The sequence below is a fragment of the Niallia sp. FSL W8-0954 genome (assembly GCF_038005605.1).
Lineage (GTDB): Bacteria > Bacillota > Bacilli > Bacillales > Cytobacillaceae > Niallia > Niallia circulans_A.
Genome location: NZ_JBBOTN010000001.1, coordinates 3,359,205 through 3,383,192, shown reverse-complemented (window position 1 = coordinate 3,383,192; position 23,988 = coordinate 3,359,205). Strand labels below are relative to the sequence as shown.

The 23,988-nt window shown below is 35.5% G+C and carries 19 protein-coding genes; all 19 read left to right on the top strand.

What is annotated here, in order from left to right; all coding sequences use genetic code 11:
* The first annotated feature begins 124 nt into the window (after window positions 1–124).
* The 19 genes from aspS (at window position 125) to NX902_RS16725 (ending at window position 23,973) form a co-directional block, all read left to right on the top strand.
* On the top strand, window positions 125–1,894 hold the full coding sequence (aspS, locus tag NX902_RS16815; RefSeq protein WP_123260792.1) for an aspartate--tRNA ligase: 1,770 nt from the start codon (window positions 125–127) through the stop codon (window positions 1,892–1,894).
* A gap of 423 nt (window positions 1,895–2,317) precedes the next feature.
* Window positions 2,318–3,085, top strand: a complete 768-nt coding sequence (locus tag NX902_RS16810) for a tRNA threonylcarbamoyladenosine dehydratase (protein ID WP_095331665.1) — start codon at window positions 2,318–2,320, stop codon at window positions 3,083–3,085.
* Window positions 3,086–3,331: 246 nt separating this feature from the next.
* Window positions 3,332–4,093: a hypothetical protein gene (locus NX902_RS16805; RefSeq protein WP_095331667.1), complete on the top strand. Its 762-nt coding sequence runs from the start codon at window positions 3,332–3,334 to the stop codon at window positions 4,091–4,093.
* Window positions 4,094–4,099: 6 nt separating this feature from the next.
* Complete coding sequence (locus NX902_RS16800; RefSeq protein ID WP_095331669.1) at window positions 4,100–4,477, top strand: GntR family transcriptional regulator; 378 nt, start codon at window positions 4,100–4,102, stop codon at window positions 4,475–4,477.
* A complete protein-coding gene (locus NX902_RS16795; RefSeq protein ID WP_163185497.1) occupies window positions 4,478–5,170 on the top strand; it encodes an ABC transporter ATP-binding protein in 693 nt (230 codons plus the stop codon). It begins immediately after the preceding gene.
* Window positions 5,171–5,187: 17 nt separating this feature from the next.
* Window positions 5,188–6,105: an ABC transporter ATP-binding protein gene (locus tag NX902_RS16790; protein WP_341160862.1), complete on the top strand. Its 918-nt coding sequence runs from the start codon at window positions 5,188–5,190 to the stop codon at window positions 6,103–6,105.
* Complete coding sequence (locus NX902_RS16785) at window positions 6,105–7,055, top strand: ABC transporter permease (RefSeq protein WP_341160861.1); 951 nt, start codon at window positions 6,105–6,107, stop codon at window positions 7,053–7,055. The genes NX902_RS16790 and NX902_RS16785 overlap by 1 nt, the downstream gene beginning before the upstream one ends.
* Before the next feature lie 101 nt (window positions 7,056–7,156).
* Window positions 7,157–8,440: a replication-associated recombination protein A gene (locus NX902_RS16780; protein ID WP_163185505.1), complete on the top strand. Its 1,284-nt coding sequence runs from the start codon at window positions 7,157–7,159 to the stop codon at window positions 8,438–8,440.
* Between the two features lie 312 nt (window positions 8,441–8,752).
* Window positions 8,753–10,126, top strand: a complete 1,374-nt coding sequence (locus tag NX902_RS16775) for an extracellular solute-binding protein (protein ID WP_123258035.1) — start codon at window positions 8,753–8,755, stop codon at window positions 10,124–10,126.
* A 106-nt stretch (window positions 10,127–10,232) separates the two neighbouring features.
* Window positions 10,233–11,135 (top strand): carbohydrate ABC transporter permease, encoded by a 903-nt coding sequence (locus tag NX902_RS16770; RefSeq protein WP_206426390.1) that lies wholly within the window; start codon window positions 10,233–10,235, stop codon window positions 11,133–11,135.
* Window positions 11,136–11,145: 10 nt separating this feature from the next.
* Window positions 11,146–11,976, top strand: coding sequence for a carbohydrate ABC transporter permease (locus tag NX902_RS16765; protein WP_341160860.1), 831 nt, complete (start codon window positions 11,146–11,148; stop codon window positions 11,974–11,976).
* A gap of 6 nt (window positions 11,977–11,982) precedes the next feature.
* A complete protein-coding gene (locus NX902_RS16760; protein WP_163185511.1) occupies window positions 11,983–15,090 on the top strand; it encodes an alpha-mannosidase in 3,108 nt (1,035 codons plus the stop codon).
* 151 nt (window positions 15,091–15,241) lie between these two features.
* Window positions 15,242–17,473 (top strand): helix-turn-helix domain-containing protein, encoded by a 2,232-nt coding sequence (locus tag NX902_RS16755; RefSeq protein ID WP_163185513.1) that lies wholly within the window; start codon window positions 15,242–15,244, stop codon window positions 17,471–17,473.
* Window positions 17,474–18,191: 718 nt separating this feature from the next.
* Window positions 18,192–19,313, top strand: a complete 1,122-nt coding sequence (gene menC, locus NX902_RS16750; protein WP_341161080.1) for an o-succinylbenzoate synthase — start codon at window positions 18,192–18,194, stop codon at window positions 19,311–19,313.
* Between the two features lie 19 nt (window positions 19,314–19,332).
* Complete coding sequence (locus tag NX902_RS16745; protein WP_164463667.1) at window positions 19,333–20,133, top strand: GNAT family N-acetyltransferase; 801 nt, start codon at window positions 19,333–19,335, stop codon at window positions 20,131–20,133.
* Window positions 20,134–20,174: 41 nt separating this feature from the next.
* Window positions 20,175–21,317, top strand: a complete 1,143-nt coding sequence (locus NX902_RS16740) for a M20 peptidase aminoacylase family protein (RefSeq protein ID WP_303985220.1) — start codon at window positions 20,175–20,177, stop codon at window positions 21,315–21,317.
* A 268-nt stretch (window positions 21,318–21,585) separates the two neighbouring features.
* Window positions 21,586–22,269, top strand: coding sequence for a YczE/YyaS/YitT family protein (locus tag NX902_RS16735; RefSeq protein ID WP_095331693.1), 684 nt, complete (start codon window positions 21,586–21,588; stop codon window positions 22,267–22,269).
* Window positions 22,269–22,688: a cysteine metabolism transcriptional regulator CymR gene (gene cymR / locus NX902_RS16730; protein WP_095331695.1), complete on the top strand. Its 420-nt coding sequence runs from the start codon at window positions 22,269–22,271 to the stop codon at window positions 22,686–22,688. Before NX902_RS16735 ends, cymR begins: the two co-directional genes overlap by 1 nt.
* Window positions 22,689–22,830: 142 nt before the next feature.
* Complete coding sequence (locus NX902_RS16725; RefSeq protein WP_341160859.1) at window positions 22,831–23,973, top strand: cysteine desulfurase family protein; 1,143 nt, start codon at window positions 22,831–22,833, stop codon at window positions 23,971–23,973.
* Window positions 23,974–23,988 lie beyond the last annotated feature (15 nt).

Sequence of the window (23,988 nt, the reverse complement as noted above, 5' to 3'; positions counted from 1 at the left end):
GGATGAAGGGTAGGGCTATTTTCTTTGTTTTCAATATGGAAATAAAGAAAATAAAACATATGAATGAGTCGTTAGGAATATAAAAATGTGAATAAACAAATGTTGATTATAGGGAGGATACTTCATGTTTGGAAGAACATATTTTTGTGGTGAAGTAACAGAAAAATCGATTGGTGAGAGTATTGTTTTAAAAGGCTGGGTGCAAAAAAGACGAGATCTAGGCGGGCTGATTTTCATTGATTTACGTGACCGTACAGGTATCGTTCAGGTAGTATTTAATCCAGAGATAAATAAAGAGGCAATCGAAATTGCTGATAAGGTTAGAAATGAATTTGTACTAGATATAAAAGGAAAAGTAGTTGCACGCCAAGAAGGTACAGTTAATGAAAACCTTAAAACAGGAAAAATTGAAATAATTGCGGATGAAATTAAAATCATTAATGAAGCAAAAACTCCTCCATTCGTTATTTCTGATCAAACAGATGTTACAGAAGATGTACGTTTAAAATATCGCTATTTAGATGTTAGAAGACCTGTTATGTTTGAAACCTTAAAAATGCGTCATCAAGTCACAAAAGTGATGAGAGATTTTCTTGATAGTGAGGGGTTTTTGGATATTGAAACACCAATCTTAACAAAAAGTACGCCAGAAGGGGCAAGAGATTATTTAGTACCTAGCCGAGTTCATCCAGGTGAATTCTATGCATTGCCTCAGTCACCGCAAATTTTCAAGCAATTATTAATGGTCGGTGGAGTAGAGAGATACTATCAGATTGCTCGCTGTTTCCGTGATGAAGATTTACGTGCAGATCGTCAGCCAGAATTCACACAGCTTGATTTGGAAACAAGCTTTATGAGTCAGGAAGATATTATGAGTATGATGGAAGCAATGATGGCAAAAATCATGAAAGAAGTTAAGAATATTGATGTTACACTCCCATTTCCAAGAATGCCTTATGATGAAGCAATGAGTAGATATGGTTCAGATAAACCAGATACTCGTTTTGAGATGGAATTAGTTGACCTTTCTGAAATAGTGAAAGACTCTAGCTTTAAAGTATTTGCTTCAGCAGTTGAAACAGGTGGTCAAGTAAAAGCAATAAATGTAAAGAATGCTAGTGGAAACTATTCTCGTAAAGATATTGATGCATTGACAGAGTTCGTAAAAGTGTATGGAGCAAAAGGTCTTGCTTGGTTAAAAGCTGAAGAAGACGGCTTAAAAGGGCCTATTTCTAAGTTTATTTCCGAGACAGAGCAAAAAGGCTTTGAGCAAGCGTTAAATATTGAAGCAGGAGACCTGCTTTTATTCGTCGCTGATAAAAAGAATGTCGTTGCCGATGCATTAGGAGCACTGCGTTTAAAATTAGCAAAGGAGCTAGATTTAATTGATCAAAGTAAATTCAATTTCTTATGGGTGACAGATTGGCCATTATTTGAATATGACGAAGAAGAAGGCCGTTTTTATGCAGCACATCATCCATTCACAATGCCTCAAAGAGCGGATTTAGAATTACTTGATACGAATCCTGAAGCAGTGAAAGCACAAGCTTATGACATTGTGTTAAATGGTTATGAGCTAGGCGGTGGTTCTCTACGTATATTTGAAAAAGAAATTCAAGAAAAAATGTTTAGCTTATTAGGATTTACTAAGGAAGAGGCTTATGCTCAATTTGGTTTCTTGTTAGAAGCATTTGAATATGGAACTCCACCACATGGAGGAATTGCAATTGGTTTAGATCGCTTAATTATGCTGCTATCTGGACGTACGAATCTTCGTGATACGATTGCATTTCCTAAAACAGCAAGTGCAAGCTGTCTTTTGACAAATGCTCCAAGTGAAGTAAGTGAAAACCAATTAACAGATTTACATTTATCTTTGAAACTGAATAAATAATGATTAAGAGACTGGAATAGAAGTATTTCACCAAATATAGACCCGAACAATTATGCGGAGATATCAACAATATTTCGTATGATTGTTCGTTTTTTTATGTCGAAAAAGACGTTTTGTGTTTATTTACTGGAGTTAAATATGTATCGCTTTATACTGGCTACCAGAGCATTTAGCTATGAATAGAGATCGATCCTCTTTACTCATTACATATTTTGTTCTTTAGTACTTGCAATATTTACAACTATCATTTAATTGGAAAATTTTAATTCTTATCGGGAAACAAGGAAAGGGTAGTGGTAGCTGATAAAAATTTATGTTATATTTCTTAAGTAATAATTTTATTCTTTCAGAATGAAAATTCCTGATAAGGGAATATGTAAACATAATTAGTTGGTAGGAAAAATTAAATGGAGTTGAAAACAGATGTTGCATCAATTTTCGAGAAATGAGCTAGCCATTGGCAAAGAAGGGCTAGAGACAATGAAAAACAGTACGGTTGCTGTTCTAGGAATCGGAGGCGTTGGTTCCTTTGCTGCCGAAGCGTTAGCTCGTTCAGGCGTAGGAAAATTAATCTTAATTGATAAGGATGATGTGGATATTACGAATGTCAATAGACAGGTAATTGCATTATTATCTACAGTTGGCCGTCCTAAAGTAGATATTATGAAAGAACGTATTGCAGATATTAATCCAGACTGTGAAGTAATTGCATTGAAAATGTTCTATACCGAAGAAACATATGAAGAAATTTTTGCTTATGGCTTAGATTTTATCATAGATGCATCTGATACGATAGCTTATAAAATTCACTTAATGAAAGAGTGTTTAAACCGAAATATCCCAATCATTTCAAGCATGGGCGCAGCAAATAAAATGGATCCTACTCGTTTCCAAATTGCAGATATTAGTAAAACACATACAGATCCAATTGCAAAAGTTATTCGTACAAGACTTCGTAAAGAAGGAATTAGAAAAGGGATTAACGTCGTATTTTCAGATGAAAGTCCCATTGTAATTCGTGAAGACGTTCGTAAAGTGGTCGGAAAAGATAATGCGCCGATTCGGAAGGCGAAAATGCCACCATCTTCAAACGCATTTGTTCCTTCTGTGGCTGGGTTAATAATGGCTAGCCATGTCGTAAAAGAGTTACTAAAAGAGATAAAAATCACACGTGTAAAAGACGAGAAATAATCATATAAAATGACGGTAAATATTTCTTGATTGAAAAAGATTGGAACAAGTGTCTAGCTTCATTTAAACCAAAACAATTATACGAAAATGCTGGGAAAAGCTACGTATAATTGTTTTGGTTTTTTTTACATAGTGTTTTGCCGACTATTTATATAATTGTTAGAAAAACTAGCTGAAGCCTATTGACTAGTATTGGAGTATTAGTGTACTATGTAGATAATACACTAATACAATGAGGTGATTTAAATGAATTCGTTTAATGGGCTATTAAAAAAAGATTTAAAACTTGGTCTTCCTTTTCTGTATACGAGTATTATTATTGTCAGTTTGGGATTGATAACGTCTATTGTACTATCTAGTTATTACAAAACAATTATGTTGGTCGCAATTTTTGCCATCACTTTCTGTTTTGCGCATGTGTTTTACCTTCCATCTTTTTTGTTAACTTCTTTAAATATAGAAGGGAAAACACAATTATGGCTTCATAATCCTAACAGCAGCATAAAACTCCTTTTATCAAAATGGATTGCAGGAATCCTGTATTCGATAATATCATTGTTTTTAATGTTTAGTGTGGCAGTGATTAGTATGAATGTTGGAGAATTGAAACTAGCTTTCAATCAAACAAATTTATTTTTTATGTGTTTAATCCTGTTAGGAATATCCATATACCTCAGCAGCTGGGTCTTTTTCTCATGGACACTTTATCACAGCATGAAAAAAATCGTATGGTTAAATAAAATACGCTGGGTCGTTTTAATCCTTCTTTGGAATATTTGGAATATTGCTGTCTATTGGTTTAATAGAATCCCGGTTATTGATGCTCTTAAAAGAAAATCAGTAATTTCTGTAGACAATACACTTGCTTTTGAAGCACGTCGGAATTTTTTTAAGGCTTCTATAGAAACAACAGAGATATCTATTCTTTCATTATGCGGATATATTCTAACACTATTCTTCCTATTTCTAATAGCTTCTTGGTTATTGGAAAAGAAAGTGGAGGTGTAGATTACCATGGCAGATGAATTTGAATCATCCAGACCAATTTACATGCAGATCGTAGAAAAAATTACACAGCAAATTGCGCGCTATGAACGGATGCCAGGAGATAAATTGCCATCTGTTCGAGAAATGGCTATTGCATCTGGAGTTAATCCAAATACAATTCAACGGACGTACGGTGAATTGGAAAGGATGAAGATTGTGGAAACGAGAAGAGGTCAGGGTACATTTATAACCGAATCAGAAGATATTATAGAGGAGCTAAGAACAAAGCTTCAACATGATTTACTGGAACAGTTTATTCGTAATATGCAAGAGCTAGGAATCAAAAGAGAAGAAATGGTTCAGTTATTAGAAATCTATCTTCAAGAGAAGAAGGGTGAAAAGTAAATGATACAATTTCGCAATGTAACCAAAAGATATGGTAGAGAGTATGCAGTGGAAAATGTAAATTTAACCTTAGAAGAGGGAAAAATTTATGGTCTTCTTGGTATAAATGGAAGTGGAAAATCAACCACGTTGAAAATGATTGCTGGTCTTGTCCAGCCGACTAATGGCGAGGTGTTAGTCAATGGAAAAAATGCTACACGTAGAATTGCAGAGGATGTTTCCTATTTAACGGAGCTAGACCGTTTTTATGAATCTTTTACTATTCAAGAAATGATACGATATACAGCATCGCAGTTTCATGATTTTCAGCTTGGTAAAGCGCAAGAATTACTAGATTTTATGCAGTTAGAGCAAAATAAAAAAATAAAGAATCTTTCGAAGGGAAACAGAGGAAGACTGAAGCTTGTTCTTTGTTTAGCTCGGACAGCGCCAATTTTATTACTGGATGAACCTTTTTCAGGTTTAGATCCACTGGTGCGGGAATCAATTGTTAAAGGATTATTAAACTATATTGATTTTGAAAAACAGACCGTTGTGATAGCAACACATGAGATAGTAGAGGTTGAATCCATTTTAGATAATATAGTTGTTTTAAATAATGGGAATGTAATCGCCAATCTTTCAGTAGAGGATTTAAGGGAAGAAAAAGGTCAATCCATTATCGAGTGGATGAAGGCAAATATAAACAAATGAAAGGCTGGTAAATAATAGTGACATCCGTAGTGGAATTAAAAAATGTCTCAAAAATAATCAATGGAAGAAAAATAATTGATTCGTTGAGTTTCCAAGTAAAAGCAGGAGAAGTATTTGGTTTTCTTGGTCCAAATGGTGCAGGGAAAACAACGACGATCCGGATGATTGTTGGTCTCATTAATATGAGTGATGGGGATATCACTATTTGCAAGGAGAGTGTTCGCAATCAGTTTGAGAAAGCAATCCAGCATGTTGGAGCCATTGTAGAGAACCCGGAAATGTACAAATTTTTGAGTGGGTATGAAAATCTTCTGCACTATGCTCGAATGGTGAAAGGTATATCAAAGCAAAAAATAATGGAGACAGTTGAATTAGTTGGTTTAAAAGATCGAATTCATGATAAAGTTCGCACTTATTCACTTGGAATGCGACAACGTTTAGGCCTTGCGCAAAGCCTTTTGCATGATCCTAAGGTATTAATCTTAGATGAGCCAACGAATGGATTAGATCCTGCAGGGATAAGAGAGATAAGAGACCATTTAAGAATGCTAGCTAGAGAGAGAAACATGGCAGTTATTGTTTCCAGTCACTTGTTAGCAGAGATGGAAATGATGTGTGATCGCATCGGCATTATTCAAGAAGGTAAACTGGTCGATGTACAGTTAGTAAAGGACTTTGTTGCAGTAGAGCAAGTATTTGAAATGGAGCTTCATCCTGTTGATAAGGCCATAAGTCATATACATGGAATGATGCCGGAAGTGCAAGTTATGCCAAGAGAGCAGGGAGTTCATATTACGGTAACAAAAGAACAAATACCTGGAATAATAAAAGCACTTGCTTTACAGGACGTTCAGATTTTTGGCATAAAAGAAGTATCAAAAACATTAGAAGATCGATTTTTAGAATTGACTAACCACAGGGAGGATCTGAATTAATGCAGCTAATAAGAAATGAATGGATGAAGATATGGAAACGTCCAGCAACATTAGTAATGATCGTGCTCTTATTAATTGCTGTTTTATTGCTTGGTGTTTTTAATAAATATCAATCAAGTGGATTTTCTGTCCCTGATAATGAGAACTGGAAACATGGACTTGAATTAGAAAATAAGCGCTATAATGAACAGCTGGAAGATGAACACCTTCCTGAAGAAACAAGGAATTATTATACAAAAGAAATAGCTATAAACGAGTATCGAATTACACATAATTTTAGTACAAATGTAGAATACTCTGCATGGGATTTTGTTGCTGATAGTATCCAACTGCTTAGTCTTGCAGGCTTATTTACAATTATTATTGCAGCTGGAATCGTAGCAAACGAGTTTAATTGGGGTACGATAAAACTTCTGCTTATTCGTCCATTAAGCAGAATAAAGATTCTATTATCAAAATATTTAACGGTATTACTTTTCGGGTTATTAACTATTTTTATCATCTTTGCCTTTTCTTTTATATTAGGTGCCATTCTGTTTGGACTGCCGAAAGAAGTGTATCCATATTTATTTTATTACAATGGGGTAGTGAAGGAACAAAGCATTCTCATGCATTTAATAAGCTATTATGGATTAAATTCGATCAGTTTATTTATTCTCACTACTATGGCATTTATGATTTCTTCCGTTTTTCGGAATAGTTCACTCGCAATTGGGATATCGATTTTCTTAATGTTTATGGGCAATACAGTCACTTTATTATTAGCGAAATGGTTTGATTGGGCGAAATATTTATTATTTGCCAACACCGATTTAACGCAGTATTTGGAAGGAACTCCTTTAGTGAGCGGCATGACTTTGTCTTTCTCCATTACTATGCTCGTTATTTATTTTGTCGTATTCATTGGCTTAGCTTTTTGGGTGTTTAGGAAGAGAGATGTTGCGGCGTAATTTTTCATAGAATGAGGTCTTTTATGGACTTCATTCTATTTTTCTTCTTTCCTATCTTTACGTTATAATGGAAGTAAGAAGTTAAACAAGAAGGTGTATAAATGAACGGGGAACCACTTGCTTATCGAATGCGCCCGACGAATCTTGATGAAGTAGTCGGGCAAAAGGATATTATCGGAAAAACAACCAGTTTATATAAAATGATTAAAAATGGTCATGTTCCATCGATGTTATTGTATGGAGAGCCTGGCATTGGGAAAACCTCGATTGCCTTTGCTATTGCTGGTACAACAAAATTACCTTTTATTGCACTAAATGCGACTACATCAGGAAAGAAGGATGTGGAAGCTGTAGTGGATGAAGCAAGATTGACAGGGAAAGTCATTCTTTTTTTAGACGAAATTCATCGTTTTAATAAAGCGCAGCAGGATTATTTACTTCCTCATGTGGAGAGAGGGGATATTGTTTTAATAGGTGCTACTACGGAAAATCCCTTCCATGATGTAAATCCTGCGATTCGCAGTAGATGTGGACAAATCAAGCAGTTAAAAAGATTAACGGATGATGATATTGAAGAATTATTGCATCGAGCATTACAAGATGAAAAAGGACTTGCGAATCTGTCCATTCAAATTTCAAAGGAACAGATTGCAAAAATTGCAAAAGGCACTAATGGAGATGCAAGAAAATCATTAACTCTTTTAGAGTCTATTGTCTATTCATCTGATAAAGAGGACGACGTTTTTATTATCAAGGATGATACCATTGACCAAATGATTGAAAAAGTCGGTGTTTTTGGGGATAAAAAAGGCTCGCATTTCTATAATTTATTATCTAGTCTACAGAAAAGTATCCGAGGCAGTGATGTTGATGCCGCTCTATATTACCTTGCTCATTTATTAGAAACTGGAGATTTAGTTGCCGTAAACAGGAGATTGCTAGTTATTGCCTATGAAGATGTTGGCCTTGCCAATACATCTGTCGGCAATAATGTTTTAGCAGCAGTGACGGCGAGTGAGCGACTTGGTTTACCAGAAGCGCGAATTCCTTTATCTGTAGCGGTTGTGGAAATGTGTTTATCCTCTAAATCTAACGCAGCCTATAAAGCATTAGATGCTGCCATAGCAGATGTCCGCAATGGGAGAGTCGGGGATATCCCTATGCATTTAAGGGATGGTCATTATGAAGGAAGCAAAAAGTTAGGACATGTCGGATATATTTATCCACATGACTATCCAATTGGAACGTTTGGTGGATGGGTTGATCAAGAATATTTCCCGGAAAAATTAAAAGGAACTCAGTATTACCACCCAACTGAAGCTGGTGAGGAGAAGAAGCTGGGAGCGATATACGATAGGCTTAAAGGATTTAAAAAAAATAAATAAGCATAGACTTATATAATGGAGTCTAGTTAAATGCATGCAAGAAATGTATGGCGGTCATTTAACTAGGCTTCTTTTTTTAGGGCTTGTTAGAAATATCTATACGAACATTCTCAAAAGATGGTAGATAATATCGTTTTCGCCAATCTATATTTTTTGTTATAATCTTCATTTTTTCAAATATCTAAGAAAAATACTGACTTTCCTCTATTTTATAGATTGAAAAAGAGGCAGCTAGAGATTAAATTGAAAGTGCTTACATTTTGGTAGGCGGTTATTTCACTAGCGAATAATTAAAAACAAGGGGTTGAAAAAATGAAAAAGTCGATTAAAAAAGTATTATTGCTTCTTTTATGTTTTCCGTTTTTATTAATTGGTTGCTCAAGCGAAAGTAATTCAACATCTGATGATGGGAAGGTTGATGGAAAAACCCAGATTAAAATTACATGGAGAGATGTAGGAGAGCATGATAAATTAAAAAAATATTTAACAAATACATTTATCCCGGAATTTGAAAAGGAGAACCCAGACATAAAAATAGTTTTATCGCCAATTACAGCTAGTGAGGGGGATTATTTCTCTAAAGTGGCTTTATCGATGCAATCAGAAAGTACAGCACCTGATGTGGTTGCAGAAGACTCCTTTATGTTAAATTCAGATGCGAATGCAGGCTATTTATTACCCCTTGATGATTATGTGCGTGATTGGGATCAATGGAAATATTATACAGAAAATTTAAAATCAGGCTCGATTGGAGAAGATGGAAAATTATATGCCATCCCAGGAACTTCTGATTCTCGCGGGTTATGGTATAACAAAAATGTTTTCAAAAAAGCTGGTTTGCCAGAAGACTGGCAGCCTAAAAATTGGGATGAGATTATAGAAGCTGCTGAAAAAATAAAAGATTCAGCTAAGGATGTTATTCCTCTTTCTATGGGAGTGGCTAAAGCAAACGGGGAATCCGTATCGATGCAGACTTTTGAAATGCTGCTCTATGGCACAGACGATGTGTTATTTGATGCTGATACAAAGAAATGGCATGTGAATACTAAAGGAATCGAGGAATCCTTACAATTTATTGATCAAGTTTATAATCAGAAAAAATTAGGTCCGCCACTATCTATTGCCATTAACAGCAACTATAGTTCCGTTTTATTCCAAGAAAAGTTCCCTAATGATGAAGCAGGAATTATATTAGATGGATTTTGGAATACAGGTAATTATACAGAAACAGGAGCAGTTCCAATGGATAATGTCACAGAACGATTTGGTTTTGCGGCCATGCCGACTCAAAATGGACAAGAGCCTGGCACTACGACTATGTCTGGAGGATGGACATGGGCAATTCCATCTAAAGCAAAAAATCCAGATGCTTCATGGAAGGTTATCCAAGCTTTAGGTGGGAAAGAACAGCAGGCAGCTCGCGCTGTTGCAGAAGGAAACTTAACAGTACGTGATGATTCAGCGGAAGTACCCGCCTATAAAGAACAAAATTTCATTTCGGAAGCAACGGAGTATTTGAAGAATGCTCATTTCCGTCCTGCTAATGACAAATATCCGAATGTTTCCGTAGAAATACAAACAATGGTGGAGGCAGTCGCAACTGGTAGCAAGACACCAAAACAAGCTGCCGAGGATTATGCGAGCAATGTAATCAGGATTGTCGGTGAAGGAAACGTAGTTAAATAACTGTACAAAAGGCTGAACACATGACCAGCAGGGAAATTTACTACCTATTCCTTGTATGGTCATCACCTTTTGTTATAGTGATAACCTTTTTAAAGGTGGGATGAAATTGGAAGCAGTATTAGGAAAAAAGCCGAAACGAAAAGGAAAGTCGGATCATGTTAAGGCAGCTATTTTTCTCGCTCCGACCTGGCTTTTATTATTGATATTTTTCATTGGACCGATGCTATTAACATTACTTTTTTCATTTACAAACTTAGCTCTGACTGGTGCGGAAGCTAGTCAGCTAAGGTTTGTAGGATTTGAAAACTTTACCCGGATGTTTCAAGATCCCGACTTCCGTGTCAGTGTGTGGAATACAATTGTTTTTGTTTTTTTCTCAGCGGTGCTCGGACAATGTTTCTTTGGCTTTTTGATCGCTTTTTTAATGAAAGAGAAAAACAAAACATTTAGAAGAATTGTTGGTCTAATTATAATTGCTGCCTGGGTAACTCCAGAAGTCGTGGTAGCATTTTGCTGGGTGGCATTTCTTGGCGAAAGTGGAACTGCTAATTGGCTGTTGAGTCTTTTTGATATGAAGCCGATTGCCTGGCTATTTACTTTTCCAATGGTGAGTGTTGTGATCGCGAATATGTGGAGAGGAACTGCTTTCTCCATGATGGTATTTCAAGCAGCTTTAGACGATATTCCAAAAGATGTAGAAGAGGCAGCCATAATGGATGGCGCCCGTCGATTTCAGGTTATTCGCTATATCACCATCCCCATGGTAAAAGGGACAATCGCCACAAATATGATGTTAGTTACGCTGCAAACACTTGGTGTATTTGCTTTAATTTATACAATGACTGGTGGCGGTCCAGGGGTAAGTACAGCAACGCTTCCTGTATTTATGTATAAACAAGCATTTGTCAGTTATCAGTTAGGGTATGGGACAGCGATTTCCTTTGTGTTATTAGTATTGGGTGCAATTGCCAGCTTCATATATATGAAAACCTTGAAAGTGAAAGTGTAGGTGAAGTGAGTTGGTTCAAAAAGGATATAAAGTGGAAAAACTTATTCATTATTTAATCCTGTCTATTCTGGCAATTTTGTTTTTGCTGCCGTTATTATGGATGCTATTTGCATCAGTAGATCCAGGGGCAATTCAGGCACTGAAGATGCCAGAAAAGATAACCTTAGACAACTTTAAGTCGATATTATCTGAAGCTGCGATTTTGCGTTCGTTTTTTATTGGAATAGGAATATCGACTTCACAGGCATTGTTGGTTGTGATTTTATGTGTGATGGCTGCTTATCCATTGTCTAGGTATACATTAAAATATAAAAATAGTTTTATGATGACCATTTTGTTCATGACTTCCTTACCAATGACAGCTGTTATTGTACCGGTATTTCAGCTATTTCTTTATTTGAAATTTCAAGATTCTTTGATAGCGATGACGCTTTTTTTAATAGCTTCTTCCTTGCCATATGGTATTTGGATGATGAAGAATTTTATGGATTCTATTCCCTTGGATTTAGAAGAATCAGCATGGGTGGACGGAGCATCTATCTTTCAAGGAATAAAAAAAATTGTTGCTCCATTAATGCTTCCCGGAATATTCACAGTTGCTATCTTTACTTTTACAGGCAGCTGGGGAAATTATTTTGTTCCTTATATCCTCATTCAAAGTCCAGAAAAGCTGCCGGCTTCTGTAACGATCTTTCAATTTTTCGGTAACTTTGGAATGGTTAATTACGGCAGATTGGCAGCATTTTCGGTAATGTATACATTGCCTGTCGTTATTTTGTATACAATTTCACAAAATTTTATGTCAAAGGGCTTCAGTTTAGGCGGAGCTACGAAAGGATAGGGTGCTATGTTTTATATAATCGAAAAATTAGAAGCTAGAATGAAAGAATTAAATCCTTACCGATACATGGAAAGACAAAGTCTTAACAATTGGAAAGCAAAAGAAAGTATAGAAGGAGCAGAGAAATATCCACCTAGTATTACTACTGATTGGCAAGACTTTTCGTTAGGCGATATTTGGGAAGGAAGGGACTATTATTTATGGATTCAAACAACCTTTAAAGTTCCTAAATCAGATGGAAGGATAGTCTTACTATTGGACTTTGGTCGAACAGGCGGTGGCTATAACTCCGGATTTGAATCCTTGCTTTTTGTAGACGGCCAACCATACCAAGGCGTTGACTCCAATCATAAAGAAGTCTTTCTTGACCCTGGCTATTACGGAAAGGAAGTAACACTTTCCTTGAAATTATGGTCCGGATTAGAAGGCGGTGGTCCTGAGCAAATCCAATCACATACATTTAAGATGGCTGAATATACCATTTTAAATGAAGAATGTGATGATTTATATTTTACCGCAGATTGTGTTTTAAAAACGATTAAACAATTAAAGGAGGATGACTCAAAACGATATGAACTTTTGCCTTTATTAGAAAAAACCATGAAATATATCGATTGGTCCTACCCAGGCAGTCCTGCTTTTTATAAAAGTATAAAGTTAGCTAATGATAATTTACAAAAAGGAATAGATGCTTTAGACAAGCGAGAGTTAGTAACAATCACCGCGATTGGTCATACCCATATTGATGTCGCTTGGTTATGGAGACTGAAGCATACAAGAGAGAAAGCCGCTCGCAGTTTTTCAACTGTTTTACAGTTAATGAAGCAATATCCAGACTATATCTTTTTACAAACTCAGCCTCAACTCTATCAATATATAAAAGAAGATTATCCGGAGATCTATGAACAAATAAAAAATAGGATAGAAGAGGGCCGTTGGGAAATAGATGGTGCTATGTGGCTGGAAGCGGATTGTAATATACCATCTGGCGAATCACTAACTCGGCAAATTCTCCATGGAACACAATTTATAAAAAAAGAATTCCATAAAGATGTCCACTATCTATGGCTGCCAGATGTTTTTGGTTATTCATGGGCTTTGCCTCAGATTTTAAAAAAGAGTGGGATAGATACATTTATGACGACAAAAATAAGCTGGAATCAATACAATCGGATGCCACATGATACTTTTGTCTGGCGGGGGATAGATGGATCAGAGGTGTTAACCCATTTTATTACTACACCAGAACCAGGAAAAGACATAGTAGATAATCAATGGGCATCTCGCTGGTTTTATACGTATAATGGACAGTTAGAACCAGAAACAGTGTTAGGCAGCTATAAAGCTTATCGGAATAAAGATGTAAATAAACAACTGCTTATTTCGTATGGATATGGAGACGGTGGCGGTGGAGTCACAAGAGATATGTTAGAAAACCGCCGTCGTATGGATAAAATCCCAGGTCTTCCACATGTGAAAACAGGGCGTGCGGATGAATTTTTTCACCAGCTTCATGACACTATTGATTCTACAGAAAATTACGTTCATACGTGGGATGGGGAATTATATTTAGAATATCATCGAGGAACCTATACATCTCAAGCCTTTGTCAAAAAAATGAATCGTAGACTAGAGTTAACTTTAAGAGAACTAGAAATTTTGTATACAGCTGTACAAGACTCAAAAGGAGTTCATTATCCAAAAGAAGAAATAATGAGCATATGGGAAGTGTTATTGCGTAACCAATTTCATGATATTATTCCTGGTTCATCCATAAAAGAAGTTTATCAAGATCATAAGGTAGAAATAGGAGAGGCGATGGAAAGCTCTACTCAACTCTTAGCACGGTTAGATGAGGCAACAATAAATCAATGGACCATATTTAATTCGGCTGGCTGGGTGAGAAAGGAATTAGTAATAATTGATAAAAAAGAATCTGGTAAATTCATAACAGATTCTGGAGAAGAATTAGAAGCAGTGCCGTGTGAAGCAGGATATCTTGTCCAGACACCGAACATACCAGCTTTCGGAACTTGTATCCTGAAATTTGAACCGATGGAAGCAAAAAGGCTGGAAGCTCCTTTTATGAAAGCAATAGAAAACGGTATAGATACGAATTATTATCTAATTCGCTGGAATGAGAAAGGACAGTTAATTAGTATTTATGATAAACAGTATCATCGCGAAGTACTTAAAGAAAATGGCTTGGGGAACAGGCTTCAATTATTTGAAGATAAACCAATGAACTTTAATGCATGGGATATCGACATATTTTATCAAGAAAAGTATAACGAGTTAGCCGCAGAATCAATTATCATTAAAGAACAAAACAACCTATACGCAAAGGTTGAATTTGTTTATTCATTTGGTACTTCGAGAATTATTCAATATATGCAGGTTTATAAACATTCACGTCGAATAGATTTTATTACAAAGACAGATTGGCAAGAAAGGGAACAATTACTGAAAGCAGGATTTGATGTCGATATTCGCAATACTGTCGCAACCTATGATATTCAATATGGCAATGTCCAGCGGCCTACACATTGGAATACAAGCTGGGATATGGCGAAATTCGAGACAGTAGCACACCAGTGGGTGGACTATTCGCAAAGGGATTATGGAGTCAGCATACTTAATGACTGTAAGTACGGCCATGATATAAAAGACCAAACAATGCGAATTACCTTATTAAAAGGGGGAATATATCCAGACCCAACAGCTGATATAGGAATGCATGAATTTACGTATAGTCTTCTACCACATAAAGGAGATTTCGTAAATGGAAGAACGGTTGAAGAAGCTTGGGCTCTAAATCAGCCATTATCCGTACTACAAGGGAAACGAGTAAATCAGAGACTATTTAAATTGCATACAGAAGAAAGCGTATACATTGATGCTGTGAAAGCGGCGGAAAATGGTCAAGGGATTATATTACGACTGCATGACCACCTAGGAAGTAATAGAGTGCTAACTTTAGAACCATTATTTGATTGTCGACAATGGAATGAAACAAATTTGCTGGAGGAAGATATGGAACCTCCTGTGGATATAGAGGGAAATATTACATTGGAGTTAAGTCCCTATGAAATAAAGACGATACGAATTGTATAAAGCTAAACATTTTTTTAGCGATTAATAGGTGGAGGGTTTATTCCCACCTATTAATCATCTTTATACCATAAGTTTACATACCTCTTTCTAAATATTGTTTTTATTATAACGGAAAAAATATAATTGGAATAATAACAAAGAGGGGGATAACATGTTTCGGAAAACTATTTTTAAGAAACTATTTCTATCATTCTCCGTGGTTATCATTATCTATACTTCTATTATTTTGTTTGTGACTATCTCGCAAGAATATTCCCAAAATCGGCTTGAAATAAATAAATTAAATGAAATGTTTTTGGAAAGAGAAAGTAATATAATTGACTATCGCCTAGATGTTTCCTTAAATGTGGTCAAGCTGTTATCCCAGCAAGATGTTATTGCGGAATTTTTAAAGGAAAATCAGTTTAATTATAGTGTCTATAGTAAAATGTTTAATGAGTTAACAGGCAATCATTTTTCAAACGATCAGTTAGGTTTTAATCTTGCTGTTTTAAAAGATTATGGGACAGATGTAACTAGTTCAGATGGTTATTTTTTGTTTAAAGACTATATGAAATTTATCCATATGGATGAGAATATCACAGAGTTAGAAGCTTTTATGGATTTAAAGGGAAACAATGATTTACAGTGTTATGACGCCAAAGATAAACTAGTTATTGTCAATAAAATCTATTATCAGCAGGAAAAGCAATATCTCTATTTTTTCATTGTGTGGGAGAAAAAGGACTTATTAATGAGCAATTTACCAGATGCGAATAGTATTCTTGCGATGGTTGATTCGTCTGTCTTAGCCTCTACAACCATTATGGGAGAAAACGTACTAGCTAGTTTTTTACCGGTGAAAAAAACCAATGAAAATCAAATTGTCTATCGCTCGGTTAATAAATACGATGGCTATCAAAAGCGCTCCAATGCGATACCAACTATTCATTATTTATATATAACGAATGTACATACAGGAATTGGATTACCAATTCATACCCTTACCAGTATCGGAGTAATTTTGATTGTCCTTCTTTTGTTAGGTTTTGTTCTAACTACCACTTTAAGCAGAAAATCATATTCACCCATTGAAGAAATTATCAAAAATATTAAAAGTGGAGAGGAAAAAAATAGTTCGGACAGTTATATAAAAAATGAGTTGGATTATATTATCTCTAAAATTCATATTATCAATAAAACCAATCAGAACTTAGTACAGCTTCAACAAAGCTCATTAGTTGATTTGCAAGAAAACTTTCTCAAAAACATCATTTATGAAAATTATGATAAGCAGAATATGGAGAGAAGGTTGAAACTCCTGCAATTAGATCCATTCAGTCAGGGCGGCATTCTTGCCATTATAACCATGCAGGGGATTTCTGAATGGGAATCCAATTTAAGCGAAGGGAATATTTTAACATTAAGGAAAAAAGTACTAGCTTTATGCAATGAAAAAGAAACCAATCAAAAATTTATTTCTTTTCCCATTGATTATAAACATTTTTGTTTGTTTTTTGCAGAAAAAAATCAGCATCTTATTTTAGATGTTTTACATCGAATGATTGGGAGGATAGAGCAAGAATTAAGAGTAGAAATTACTTTTACCCTCTCACAAGCCTTTCCATCTTTAAGCGAATTGCCAAAAATATTTAAATCTTCCTTTCAGCTTATGGAACAGAAATACTCTTTTATTGATACAAAATCTCTATGCAGCAGCCATATTCCATTATCATCTGGGAAAGATTATTCCTATAGTGTAGAAACGGAAAGTATTTTAATAAATTTTATGCAGAAAAGAGAGTTGAAGCATGCCAAGAAATTGATAAATGAGATAGTTGAAACAAATTTTAGAGAAGAAAGCATGGATATATATAATATATATGATTTTCGAAATGCTCTCATCAATACGATAAAAAGAATTTTAAATAAATGTAATCTGTCTTTTAGTGATTTTTTAAAGAATAATAAAGCGCTATTCTTTCATTTAAACAGTTCTGATATCGAGATACTAAAAAATACCTTCATCGATATATTCAATGAGTTAATGTTACTTCTAGAAGAAAAGCACTCCATTAAACTTTCTACAGTTGAAAGTGTTCTTCGTTATATTCAAGAAAATTACACAAGCGATCTATCTTTAGGCGAAGTAGCAGATCATTTTCAATTAAGTGAATCCTATGTTAGCAAGTTGATTAAAGATCATTTAAAATCCTCGTTTAAAAATTATGTAAATCAATTGAAAGTAGAGAAATCAAAAATTTTATTGGAATCGGGTAAATATATGGTATCAGAGGTTGGTGAAATGGTTGGCTGTAAAAATGTGAATACTTTTATTAGGATTTTTAAGCAGCAGGAAGGAATAACACCAGGAAAATATGTTATTAATAAAATGGCTAAATAAATAGTTACACAGAGAACGGCATACATCCTTCAATTTTTTTACATGAATAAAACCAAAACAATGATAGGAGATATTTTGACTATCTACGTATTTTGGCTTGTGTTTATCTTGAGGGTGGAACATAAGTATTTCAACCCAATATAACCCCGAACAATTATACGTACATATTAGAGAATATTCGTATAATTTGTTTGGTGGTTTTTATTTATTTTAAGAAAAAAGGTTTGTGGTAATCACCCGCAGACTGAATACACTTCGCTTTCCATGGGGCGAGCGCCAAGCCTCCTCGTTCCTGCGGGGTCTTGGACTTTCTCGCAGCTCCCATAGGAGTCTACGTGTATTCAGTCTGCTCTGTTTTTTCCTAGTAATTTTAGTTTGCTTAAAAACTAAATAAGCTTTAAAAAAGGAGTGAAATGGAACGGAGGATACTCGACTCCTGCGGGAAGCAGAGCAAAGCCTAAGACCCCACAGGCTTTAGCCGAGGAGACTTAGGTTGCTCCCCGGCGCATCGTGTGTCTGTAGTGTAATGGAACGAATTGGTTTCACCACTGAATTAGAGATTGTTCGTCTTTATCCAATATATATTTTGTTTTGTCTCATTTATGTTTTTAAAGAAAAAATTTTAGTAGATATTTCGATTTTTTAAATAAATTTATTCCATTAATCCAAATTACTATTAAAATAGAAGAAAGATACTAGACAAGAGGGACGTGAAATGGTGAAAATTGATAAAATTGAAGTCCAACATGTGAAAATGCCGCTGGTTAGTCCGTTTAAGACAAGTTTTGGTGAACTGTTAGAAAAGGATTTTCTGATCATTAAAATATATAGTGGTGAGCACATTGGGTATGGAGAGTCTGTCGCTTTACCTGATCCTACTTATAGCGAGGAAACAACTGGAACTGTTATTTATATGCTAAACGAGTTTTTGATACCACTCTTGTTTAAAGATGAGATAACGCACCCAGATGAAGTTTCAAAAAGATTCGCTCCAATCAGAAGAAATAATATGGCAAAAGCAGCTTTAGAAGGCGCAATATGGGATTTATATAGTAAACAGCAAGGTATTTCTCTTTCGAAAGCGCTTGGAGGTATTCAAACATCGATTGATGTTGGGGTAAGTATTGGAATCGAACCAACTACAGACATGCTTTTAACAAAAGTGGAACGCTTTTTGAATGAGGGCTATAAAAAGATTAAAGTGAAAATTAAACCTGGCTATGACTTAGAGCCTTTAGCAAAAATAAGACAAACCTTTGGTTATGACATCCCACTAATGGCAGATGCGAATTCTGCCTATACGTTAGCAGATATCGAGCGAATTAAAGAATTAGATCCACTTAAGTTGATGATGATTGAACAGCCATTAGCATATGATGATATTATTGATCATTCTATTTTGCAAAGTGAGCTCGCAACACCAATATGTTTGGATGAAAGTATTCATTCCGTAGAAGATGCTCGAAAAGCGATTGAATTAGGAAGCTGTAAAATAATAAATATTAAGATTGGCCGTGTCGGCGGTTTGACGGAAGCTAAGAAAATACATGATGTATGTAAAAAACACGATATTCCTGTATGGTGTGGCGGCATGCTGGAAGGCGGAATCGGAAGAGCGCATAATATCGCGATAACCTCCCTTCCGGCTTTTACAATTGCGGGGGATACATCTGCATCGAATCGATACTGGAAAAAAGATATTATTTGTCCAGAGGTCACATTGTCTACGCCAGGCAAAATAGAAGTACCAAAAGGAGCCGGTATTGGGTTCGATTTAAACGAAGCAGTGATTAATCAGCATTTAATTTTAAAGAAGGAATATGCTAATCCATTCATTTAATAAGGGGGGAACGGCGACAGTGGATCCTTATATAATAAGAGAAGTAACTGAAAAAGCTGAAATCCAACTGGTAGTTTCCCTTCAAGATTCAATTTGGGGCAGGACTAATACTACACCCTATCCATTTTTAGTTGCCTCTATTCATAATGGTGGAATGATTATAGGGGCTTTTTTGAAAGAAGAACTGGTAGGCTTTTGCTATAGTTTCCCTGGTTTTCATCAAAAGGAAATCTATTTAGTGTCCCATATGATGGCAGTGAAAGCAAAGGATAGAAATGCTGGATTGGGCTTTAAAATGAAAGTAAAACAAAAGGAAATGGCCTTGAAACGTGGCTATTCAAAAATTATTTGGACTTTTGATCCGCTAGAATCACGGAATGCCAATCTAAATATAGCGAAACTAGGAGGGGTAGTGAAAACATATTATCCTAATCATTACGGATCCATGGAGGATGAATTAAACGGAGGCCTTCCTTCAGACAGGTTTTTGTTAGAGTGGGATATTGGGAAACTATCAGTAAATCCTCATCCGGCAGGAGAGCAAATTCCATCACTTGTTACTTGGAAAACGATAAAAGAAATCCCTATTCCTTTATCTTTTGAACTCCTATCCAAAAAAGCGGATACCTATAAGGTTCCTGTTCCTAAAAATATACATACAATAAAAGAAAAAGATTTTGCCACAGCCGAAAAGTGGCGTATGATGCTTAGGAATGTTTTTACTCATTTGTTTTCAAGGGGATATATCATTCACAGCTATCACAAGACAAATGAACTAGTGAATTATTATATTGTAAGCTTAAACAAAGAGAATGAATGAACTTATTTGAATAACGAATTACATAAACGAGGAGGGGAAAAATGCACGAACAAATAGACAGCTGGGTAGATGGGAAAAAGGAAGAGATAATAGCTATGTATCAGTTTCTTCATAATCATGCAGAAATAAGCTGGGAAGAAGTCGAAACAACGAAATTTATAAAAAATGAGCTGGAGAAATTATCCATTCCCTATCAATTATTCGATGATCAAACTGGGATTGTTGGGGAATGGGGGAAAGGAAATAATCCTGTTATAGGGTTGCGAGCAGATATGGATGCATTATGGCAGCAAGTGAATGGAGAATGGAAGGCCAATCATTCATGTGGTCATGATGCACACACGACGATTTTGCTTTTTACCTTAAGATGTCTGAAGGAACTAGGCGTAGAACCAAATGGGAAAATAAAGTGCCTGTTCCAACCTGCTGAAGAGACTGGTGCAGGGGCAATTTCCTTTATTAATAAAGGGCTTCTAGACGATATTGATTATTTATTAGGATTACATGTGCGACCAATTCAAGAAATGAGAATGGGAGAATGTTCTCCTGCAATCTATCATGGAGCAGCGGCAAGCTTTAAAGGAAAACTATATGGAATGCAGGCACATGCCGCAAGACCGCATTTAGGGATAAACGTTATCGACAGTCTTACAGCTATTAATATGGCTATTCGTTCTATTCCGTTGAACCCGATTATCCCTGCTTCTGCAAAAATGACTTTTGTCCAGGCGGGAGGAAAGAATTTTAATATTATCCCCGATTATGCGGAGTTTGGCATCGATGTTCGTGCCCAAACCAATGAAGCGATGGAACAATTGATTTCCAGACTTGAAAGCCAAGTGAAACTTGCAGGTGAAGCGAATGGTGCTCGAGTTGAATTAGAACTTCTATCCGATATGCCAGCAGCAACACCAAATAAATTGATGGAAGAAATAGCAGCTGAAAGCATTAAAGAAATACTAGGAGCGAAAGGGCTTGTGAAGCCTCCAGTAACACCTGGTGGAGAAGATTTTCATTATTATGCGAAAGTAAAGGAACAACTGCAAACAACAATGATTGGCTTAGGCACAGATTTACAGCCCGGATTACATCACCCAGACATGTATTTTCAGTTAGAAAGCCTACTGCATGGGATAAAAATCATGGCTTTATCGGCAGTAAAATTAATGGAAGAAAAACAATAGATTGAAGGAATTTCTTCTTTTGGCAAAGGAGGAATTCCTTTTTTTAATCTAGTAGATGCTTCTATGTACAGCAATAAAAAAAGCAAGTTTATCGAAAACGAAAAAATATGATATCCTATTGAATAGATAGGATATAAACTAATTATACTGAATAAAGAATGAATATCAGGTCTTTACTGCAACAATTATAAAAGTAATTATGCTATAATGCATAATGGCAATTATACAGAAAAAACACTTACGATAGGGAAAGCAAAAGGGACTGCAGATGAAATCATTAATAGGCCAAGATAAACCAGTTCAACGACTTTTTATTTTTATTATAGGGCTTTTGATTATGTCATTAGGCATTGTATTAATTATTACTGCAAATTTAGGTTCAGCCCCATGGGATGTTTTGAATATTGGATTGCATATTCAGTTTGGTCTGACCATCGGCAGCTGGGCAATAATAGTTGGTTTTTTAATCCTATTGATAGCTGCCATCCTTTCAAAAAAACTTCCTCCTTTTGGTGCTTTATTAAATATGGTGTTAGTAGGAGTATTTATTGATTTTTTCCTACTACTTCCCTTTATGAATACCCCTTCGACCCTTTATCAAAAATGGATTATGTTTTTAATTGGATTGATTATAATGGGCTATGGAATGGGATTCTATATTTCTGCGAAACTTGGTGCAGGACCGCGAGATAGTCTTATGATTGTCTTATCGGAAAAATTTGGCGGGGGCATAGCAAGAACGAGATTATTAATGGAGGCAATTGTTTTAATAATAGGATGGATACTTGGTGGACCTGTATCATGGGGAACGATTATCTATGCTGCCTTAATAGGAAGAGTTGCAGGATGGAGTATCCCACAGTGTACAAAATGGACGAACTATATATTGGACCGAAATAAAAGAACGGTGAATAATATTCACCAACATAATATGGAGCGGGAGGCAAAATAATGAAAATATCTACAAAAGGAAGATATGGATTAACTATTATGATGGAGTTAGCAAAAAAGCACGGAGAGGGACCGATTTCATTAAAATCAATTGCTCAAACCAATAATTTATCCGAGCATTACTTGGAACAATTAGTTGCTCCGTTACGTAATGCTGGTTATGTGCGCAGTATTCGTGGAGCATATGGTGGATATGTATTAGGTGATGAACCGAATAAAATTACTGCTGGAGATATTATTCGGATATTAGAAGGACCTATAAGTCCTGTCGAGGGAATCGAAGATGAAGAACCAGCTAAGAAAGCTTTATGGATGAAAATCAGAGATGCGGTAAAAGATGTATTAGATTCAACCACAATTGAAGACCTAGCTAACCATCAAGAAGACGATAACTCAGATGGTTATATGTTTTATATTTAATAAGCTGTTTTTTGGAAAATCGATGGCTGTTTCTTTATAATAGCAATCAAGTATGTAGAAAGCTCTTTGGATGATTTTTTTTATATTGGACAAAAAATAGAAACCTGAAATGATCACAACTAATTAATTGTAGGTGAATAACTTGGAACATATTTATGTGGATCATGCGGCAACTTCACCCATGCATCCAAAAGTAATCGATAGAATGTATGAAGTCATGAAAGATCAATTTGGCAATCCTTCAAGTATTCATGCCTATGGAAGACAGGCAAGAAATATATTGGATAATGCTAGAGCAGTAGTTGCTTCTAGTATAGGTGCACACGAAAATGAAATTATTTTTACGAGCGGTGGTACAGAGGCAGATAATTACGCTATCTTTGGAATTGCAGAAGGCAAAGAAGCGAAAGGAAAACATATTATTACAACGGAAATTGAACACCATGCTGTATTGTATGCTTGCCAAGAATTAGAGAAAAAGGGCTACGAGGTTACTTATCTTTCTGTAAATGAATACGGACTAATAGATTTGAATGAATTCAAAGCAGCATTAAGAGAAGATACTATTCTTGTTACGATTATGTATGGCAATAACGAAGTGGGTGCGATTCAACCGATAAAAGAAATAGGCTTATTGTTAAAAGATCATCCTGCTGTCTTCCACACAGATGCGGTACAAGCCTATGGTTTAGAAGATATTGATGTAAAAGAACAGCACATCGACCTTTTATCCGTTTCTTCTCATAAGATTAATGGTCCTAAAGGAATAGGTTTTTTATATGTTAAGAACGGCATTAAACTAAATCCTCAATTATTTGGTGGCGAACAAGAGAAAAAAAGAAGAGCTGGAACTGAGAATGTTCCTTCTTTAGCAGGCTTTCAGCTAGCAGTAGAAATTTCTCAACAGGATAGATTGCAAAAGAGAGAGCAGTTTAAAAAGTATAAAGAAATCCTAATTGGTATCTTAAAAGATAATAATATTTCATTTAAACAAAACGGATTAGTTGATAATACCTTGCCACATGTTTTAAACTTAAGCTTTCCCGGTACAAATGTGGAAGCAATGTTAGTTAATCTTGACTTAGCAGGTATTGCTGCTTCGAGTGGTTCCGCATGTACTGCTGGATCAATCGAACCTTCTCATGTGTTAGTAAGCATGTTTGGCAAAGAATCGGAAAGAACAAAAAATTCCATTCGATTTAGCTTTGGATTAAATAATACGGAACAACAAATAGAAAAGGTCGGTCATGAGTTAGTCAAAATCATTAACCGTCTGACAAAATGATAACCTTCCCTTCCA

Excerpts from the sequence above, each read along its gene's own strand:
- aspS (WP_123260792.1), top strand. The coding sequence starts at position 125 with ATGTTTGGAAGAACATATTTTTGTGGTGAAGTAACAGAAAAATCGATT.
- NX902_RS16810 (WP_095331665.1), top strand. The coding sequence starts at position 2,318 with ATGTTGCATCAATTTTCGAGAAATGAGCTAGCCATTGGCAAAGAAGGG.
- NX902_RS16805 (WP_095331667.1), top strand. The coding sequence starts at position 3,332 with ATGAATTCGTTTAATGGGCTATTAAAAAAAGATTTAAAACTTGGTCTT.
- NX902_RS16800 (WP_095331669.1), top strand. The coding sequence starts at position 4,100 with ATGGCAGATGAATTTGAATCATCCAGACCAATTTACATGCAGATCGTA.
- NX902_RS16795 (WP_163185497.1), top strand. The coding sequence starts at position 4,478 with ATGATACAATTTCGCAATGTAACCAAAAGATATGGTAGAGAGTATGCA.
- NX902_RS16785 (WP_341160861.1), top strand. The coding sequence starts at position 6,105 with ATGCAGCTAATAAGAAATGAATGGATGAAGATATGGAAACGTCCAGCA.
- NX902_RS16780 (WP_163185505.1), top strand. The coding sequence starts at position 7,157 with ATGAACGGGGAACCACTTGCTTATCGAATGCGCCCGACGAATCTTGAT.
- NX902_RS16775 (WP_123258035.1), top strand. The coding sequence starts at position 8,753 with ATGAAAAAGTCGATTAAAAAAGTATTATTGCTTCTTTTATGTTTTCCG.
- NX902_RS16760 (WP_163185511.1), top strand. The coding sequence starts at position 11,983 with ATGTTTTATATAATCGAAAAATTAGAAGCTAGAATGAAAGAATTAAAT.
- NX902_RS16755 (WP_163185513.1), top strand. The coding sequence starts at position 15,242 with ATGTTTCGGAAAACTATTTTTAAGAAACTATTTCTATCATTCTCCGTG.
- NX902_RS16740 (WP_303985220.1), top strand. The coding sequence starts at position 20,175 with ATGCACGAACAAATAGACAGCTGGGTAGATGGGAAAAAGGAAGAGATA.
- NX902_RS16735 (WP_095331693.1), top strand. The coding sequence starts at position 21,586 with ATGAAATCATTAATAGGCCAAGATAAACCAGTTCAACGACTTTTTATT.
- cymR (WP_095331695.1), top strand. The coding sequence starts at position 22,269 with ATGAAAATATCTACAAAAGGAAGATATGGATTAACTATTATGATGGAG.